The 5,813-nt window shown below is 62.3% G+C and carries 4 protein-coding genes; 1 reads left to right on the top strand and 3 read right to left on the bottom strand.

The genetic code is table 11. From position 1 onward, the window contains the following. Positions 1-1,067 (bottom strand): ABC transporter substrate-binding protein (locus AC0AP0_RS07945; RefSeq protein ID WP_490430073.1); only part of this gene is annotated, 1,067 nt, incomplete at its 3' end. A gap of 185 nt (positions 1,068-1,252) precedes the next feature. Here AC0AP0_RS07945 and AC0AP0_RS07950 point away from each other — a divergent pair. Next, positions 1,253-2,287 (top strand): LacI family DNA-binding transcriptional regulator, encoded by a 1,035-nt coding sequence (locus AC0AP0_RS07950; RefSeq protein ID WP_490430074.1) that lies wholly within the window; start codon positions 1,253-1,255, stop codon positions 2,285-2,287. Between the two features lie 69 nt (positions 2,288-2,356). On the opposite strand, the gene gnd is transcribed toward AC0AP0_RS07950, so the two are convergent. Together gnd and AC0AP0_RS07960 are read right to left on the bottom strand one after the other, a co-directional pair. After that, on the bottom strand, positions 2,357-3,823 hold the full coding sequence (gnd, locus tag AC0AP0_RS07955; protein ID WP_490430075.1) for an NADP-dependent phosphogluconate dehydrogenase: 1,467 nt from the start codon (positions 3,821-3,823) through the stop codon (positions 2,357-2,359). Positions 3,824-3,935: 112 nt separating this feature from the next. Continuing rightward, positions 3,936-5,813: KUP/HAK/KT family potassium transporter (locus AC0AP0_RS07960; RefSeq protein ID WP_490430076.1), on the bottom strand; the 1,878-nt coding region annotated here is incomplete at its 5' end.

Consider the following 5,813-nt stretch of genomic DNA (forward strand, 5'->3'; position numbering starts at 1 on the left):
TCGGGCTTGACCTTGGCCTTGAACCCCTGGACGGTGATGGCATCCCCGTTGTCGGCCGAACGCTGCAGGGCCCAGTGGCCATCCATGAAAGTCAGGAACTTCTGGGCCGCCTTGAGCTTGTCGCCGTTGAGGTGGGAGTAGATGGCGTAGGCAGGCGATGGCGATCCCTGGGCGTAGTTGACCATGCCCTTCTCCATGAGCGGCATGGGCGCCATGCCATACTTGAGCCCAGCCTGGCCGATGGATGGCAGGTCCCAGGGGCCGGTGCAGATCATGGCTACCTGGCCGTTGATGAACTGGGTCTTCATGTCGTCGCCGCTGATGCCGACCGTGTCACGGGTGACCAAACCTTGGTCGTAGAGCTTCATCCAGGCTGCAGCCGCCTCGCGCTGGTCGCTGCCCGGCCTCTGCGGACGGCGGTCAATCAGGCTGGTCACATCGACCTTGTCCCTGTCGAACTGCGAGCCCATGAAGGCGTCGGGGATCCTGCTGGGGCCATCGGCGATGGTCTCCAGAAAGGGCGTGACCCCGGCGGCTTTGAGCTTCTTGCACAGCTGCAGGAACCCGTCCCAGGTATCCGGAACCTCCTTGGCGCCCGCTTTGGCCAGCAGGTCCTTGTTGTAGACAATGCCGGAGGCCCAGGAGGACACGGACATGCCGTAGACCTTGCCCTGATGGCTGACGAAGTCCTTGTTGGCCTGAGAGATGTTGCGCATGAAGGGCTCATTGGTCAGGTCCCGCACGTAGCCGTTCTTGATCAGGTCAGCCTTGTTCTCGGAGGTGATGATGAACACATCCGGGGCCTGATTGCCGACCAGCCGGGTCTGGAGGGTCTGGATGTACTCGGGGGTCGGCGGCGAGTAGCTGAAGTCCACCTTGACCCCTGGGTTCTGTTGCTCGAATTGGTCGATATATGGCCTCATCACCTGTTCGTTGTTCCATGACAGGAAGGTCAGCGTAGTCTTGGACCCGTCAGCGCCACCAGCCCCGCAGGCACCCATGGCCGACACCAACATGCCGACCCCCAGCGCCGCAGCTATGCCCTTCCATGCTCGCTTCAGCTTCATGACTCCTCCTTGCAATCAATCCTCTGAACATCCGTCCGGGCTGTTCAACGTCGAGACCCGGGAATTGACACGATTCAACTGCTGTCAAGATATGGTATAGCACGTCGATTGAATCGTGTCAATTATATATTGATAAGGCCACCCACATGCCTAAGATAATGGCTGAACCCCGGGAAAGGTGCGAGATGGTGACGATGAGCGACGTGGCCAAGGAGGCGCAGGTCTCTCGGGCCACTGCTTCCTATGCCCTTCGAGGCGATACACGCATAGCGGATGACACCAGGCGCAGGGTCCTGCTTGCCGCCCACAAGCTCCGCTACTCGGCCAACCTGTCGGCCAGAAGCCTGCGCTCAGGCAAGAGCGGCATCATCGGCGTGGCCATCTTCGAGCTGGACAAGCCTTACCCCGCGCAGATGAGCGCGGCCATCTCCCGGCAGATAAACGCCCACGGCATGCAGGCCATCATCCAGCAGACCTCCAACTCCAAACAGGACGAGGTCTCCATCCTGCGACATGTGACCAGCCAGCTCTGCGACGGCACCATCTTCAGTCCAGGCAGCATCACCAATGAGGAGATGGAGGAGCTGGCCGACGGCAAGCCTTTGGTCCTGCTGGACGACCCCTCAGCCGAGCCGGTCTTCGACTCGGTCATGACGGCCGGATTCGAGGGAGCTGCTATGGCTGTGCAGCATCTGCTGGATTGCGGATGCCGACGAATAGGCGTGGTGGGTGCCGACATGACGGCCAGCACCGATCCGGTCCAACGGCACTCGGTCCGCGGCCGCAGGGTGGCCGGCTGCCTCAAGGCCCTGACAGCCGCCGGAATCGCGGCCCGGCCTAAAGACTTCCTGCCCTTGGACCGCTGGGACGGGGAAATGGCCCGCGACCTGGGCCATCATCTGGCGGACACGTCCGGCCTGCCCTTCGACGGCATCTTCTGCATGACCGACTCCCTGGCCCTGGGCCTGATCCGAGGACTGCACGAATGCGGCGTGGAGGTCCCCCGGGACCTTGCCGTCATGGGATTCGACGGCATCCAGGAGGGAGAATCCTATATCCCTTCGCTGACCACCATCAGCACCGACAAGGAGGACCTGGCCCGCAAGGCGGTGGATGCCCTCCTGGCCCGTCTGCAGGGCGAGGACGATGATCGTCCTCCCACTCGGACGACTGCCGCATACCGGCTGGTGGTCCGGGAATCCACAGCCAAGATCCGCTGACCGGAAGACTAAAGGGTCCGCGCTGCCGTCCTAGCGACTGTGCGGACCCTTGCGATTCTGGCGAGAAGCTCAGTCCTGCTTGATCTCGGACTTGTCCTCGGCCCAGAGGGTGTGGAAGGCGCCTGGCTGATCTACGCGCCCATAGGTGTGGGCGCCGAAGAGGTCACGCTGGCCCTGGATCAGGGCGGCGGGGAGCCTATCGGAACGCAGCCCGTCGTAGTAGGACAGAGAGCTGGCGAAGACGGGGATGGGGATACCGGCCTGGGTGGCGCGGGCCACGACACGCCGCCAGGAGTCCTGGGCCTGCTCGACCGCCTGCTTGAAGAAGGGATCGAAGAGCAGGGAGCCCGGCTCACGGCCAGAGGCGTAAGCATCGGAGATTCGGTTCAGGAACTTGGCCCGGATGATGCAGCCGCCGCGCCAGATGCGGGCGATGGCACCCATGTCCAGCTTCCAGCCATAGACACGGGCTCCCTCCTGCATCTCGTTGAATCCCTGGGCGTAGGCCACGATCTTGGAAGCATAGAGGGCCTGGCGAATGTCCTCGATGAAGGACTTGCGGGCCTCGGGGTCGGCGGCCAGATCAGCCATGACAGCCTTGGGCTGCGGACCCTTCAGGCCCTCCTGGGCAGCCTGGCTGCGCAGCTCGGGCGAAGAAGAAAGTCCGCGAGCGAAGACCGCCTCGCCGATGCCGGTCACGGGCACGGCAAGATCCAGCGCGGTCTGCACGGTCCAGGTGCCGGTACCCTTCATGCCGGCCTGGTCGGTGACGATGTCGATGAAGGGCTTGCCAGTCGTGGCGTCGGTGTGATGGAGCACCTCGGCAGTGATCTGCACCAGGTAGGAATTAAGATCCCCCTGGTTCCACTCCTCGAAGACCTGGGCGATAGCCTCGGGTTCCATGCCCAGACCGCGACGCATCAGGTCATAGGACTCGGCGATCACCTGCATATCGGCATATTCGATGCCATTGTGGACCATCTTGACGAAGTGGCCCGCGCCGTCAGTGCCGATGTGGGTGACGCAGGGTTCGCCATCGACCTTGGCGGCAATGGACTCCAGGATGGGTCCCAGGGTCTTCCAGGACTCATCGGTCCCGCCAGGCATCATGGAGGGCCCCAAGAGTGCGCCCTGCTCGCCGCCGGAGACGCCGCAGCCTACGAAGTGCAGCCCACGGGCCCGGATGGCCTTCTCCCGGCGGATGGTGTCTTTGAAGTAGGCATTGCCGGCATCGACGATGATGTCTCCCGGCTCCATCAGGTCGGCCAGGTCATTGATCATCTGGTCGGTGGGGTCCCCGGCCTTGACCATGATGATGGCCGTGCGAGGCTTGGTCAGCGAGGCCACGAACTCCTGCAGCGTCTTTGCCGGAACAAACTGGCCCTCTTGGCCATGATCGTGAATCAGGGTCTCGGTGCGCGAATAGTGGCGGTTGTAGACCGCTACGGTATTGCCGTGCCGCGCCAGGTTCCTGGACAGACTGGCGCCCATGGCGGCCAGACCCACGACTCCGATATTGGCTTGAGCTTGTGTCATCACATCACCTTTCGACGGTAGCCCGGAAAGGCCGGGCACCAGGTTCCATGCCGTCAATTCTATGGCCCGGACCCGATTTGGGCCAAGCTCCATAGGGTGAGATTCCACTCACTCAGCCCTTGTGGCGCTTGCCGCCCTTGATCTTGCGAGTTGGCAGGACTACGCGCGTCAGCTTGGGAACCGCCCGGGTGGAGACGAACAGGGGCTGCACTTCCACGATGGGGTTGTAGGGAGCCAGGCCGAACCACTTGATCGGCGAGCCCGCCACCTTGCGGATGGCGTACTTGACCTTCAGCGAGAAGGCACCACGAGAATCGATCTTGGACTCAGGCATCAGGGCCTTGTGGACCAGTACATAGGTGACTGTACCGATCTGTGGATCCTCGTCCACCTTGGGGTAGATGGAGGGCTGCTTGGGTAGTTCGCCGCTGTCGATCAGTTCGTGCATGATCTGGTGCAGGTAGGTAGCCACGTTCTGATCCACCTTGAAGCCCAGCCTCATGCGCACACGGAAGAGATAGTTGGTGCCGAAGTTCTCCACCGAATACTTGCGGGTGTAGGGGGCGTCCGTGGTCTGGACCGAGACGGCCCACCAGGCCCGGGCCCGCTTGGGCCGGTTGGCGAAGATGGAGAAGAAGATGTCGGTGTCCAGCCGTCGCATCTCCGCGTCCGAGGTCAGATAGACCAGGTTGTCCGCATAGTAGGGGACACGGAAGTCGTTATGGAGCATCTCCAGGGCGGGCAGGCACTCCTTGGCTGTCATATGCCGCCGTTGCGAGCGCTCCACCTTGGTGCCCACATCCCAGGTGTACATGATATAGAGGATGGCCGCGGTCAGCAGCATGGTGAACCAGCCGCCATGCATGAACTTGGCCATGGAGGCCATGAAGAAGAGGATCTGGATGGCCAGGAAGACCAGGGCGAAGAGCAGGGAGAGCGCCCGCTTGCCGTCGTGCCAGATGTAGTCGGCCAGCAGGACGGTTGTGGTGATCATGGTCACCGTCAGGGCCAGTCCGTAGGCGGCCGAGATATGTTCGGAATCCTTGAAGATGGCCAGCACGGTCAGCGTGGCCACGCACAGGACCCAGTTGATGGTGGGGATGTAGAGCTGGCCGCGGGTACGCGCTGGGTAGCGCACCTGCAGGTGGGGCATCCAGTTGAGTCCGGTGGCCTCCGAGACCATGGTGAAGGCGCCCGTGATGAGGGCCTGCGAGGCGATGACACCAGCCGTCACCGACAGAAGCACCGCCACGTAGCGCACGGTGGTGGGCATCATCTGGAAGAAGGGGTTGAGCCCGTCCACACCCTGCAGTGCCTTATTGTCGCTGTTGCGCAGGATCCAGGCCCCCTGGCCGAAGTAATTGAAGACCAGGGCGACGTTGATGAAGGGCCAGGTGGCATAGATGTTGCCACGGCCCACGTGGCCCATATCAGAATAAAGAGCCTCGGCTCCCGTGGTCGACAGAAAGACCGTGCCCATGATGGTCAGACCCACCGGATTCTGCGGGCTGAAGAGGAAGCGGATGCCGTAGACCGGATTCAGGGCCTCGAAGATGGACCAGTCGTTGCCGATGCAGTAGATGCCGATCAGGGCCAGGAAGGCGAACCAGACCATGACCACGCTGCCGAAGACCTTGCCGATCCGCTCGGTTCCACGCGACTGGACCGCAAACAGGATCAGGATGATCACGAAGGTGATGACCATGGTCAGATTTCCGTTTTCACGGAAAATCGGAGTCAGGACGGGGATGGTCTTGAGGCCTTCGACTGCCGAGGATATGGAGACCGCCGGGGTCAGCACCGAGTCAGCCAGGAAAGCTGCGCCGCCGACCATGGCAGGGATGGCCAGCCATTTGCCGTAGTGCCGGACCAGAGTGTACAGGGCGAAGATGCCACCCTCGCCCTTGTTGTCGATGCGCATGGCCACCAGGACGTATTTGACCGTGGTAATCAGCGTGATGGACCAGAAGACCAGGGAGAGCATGCCCAG

Source organism: Bifidobacterium sp. POST2/T3 (B1) (genome assembly GCF_058197115.1).

Bases quoted from the DNA above. Each gene is read 5' to 3' on its own strand.
- AC0AP0_RS07950 (WP_490430074.1), top strand. From the start codon at position 1,253: ATGGTGACGATGAGCGACGTGGCCAAGGAGGCGCAGGTCTCTCGGGCC.
- gnd (WP_490430075.1), bottom strand. From the start codon at position 3,823: ATGACACAAGCTCAAGCCAATATCGGAGTCGTGGGTCTGGCCGCCATG.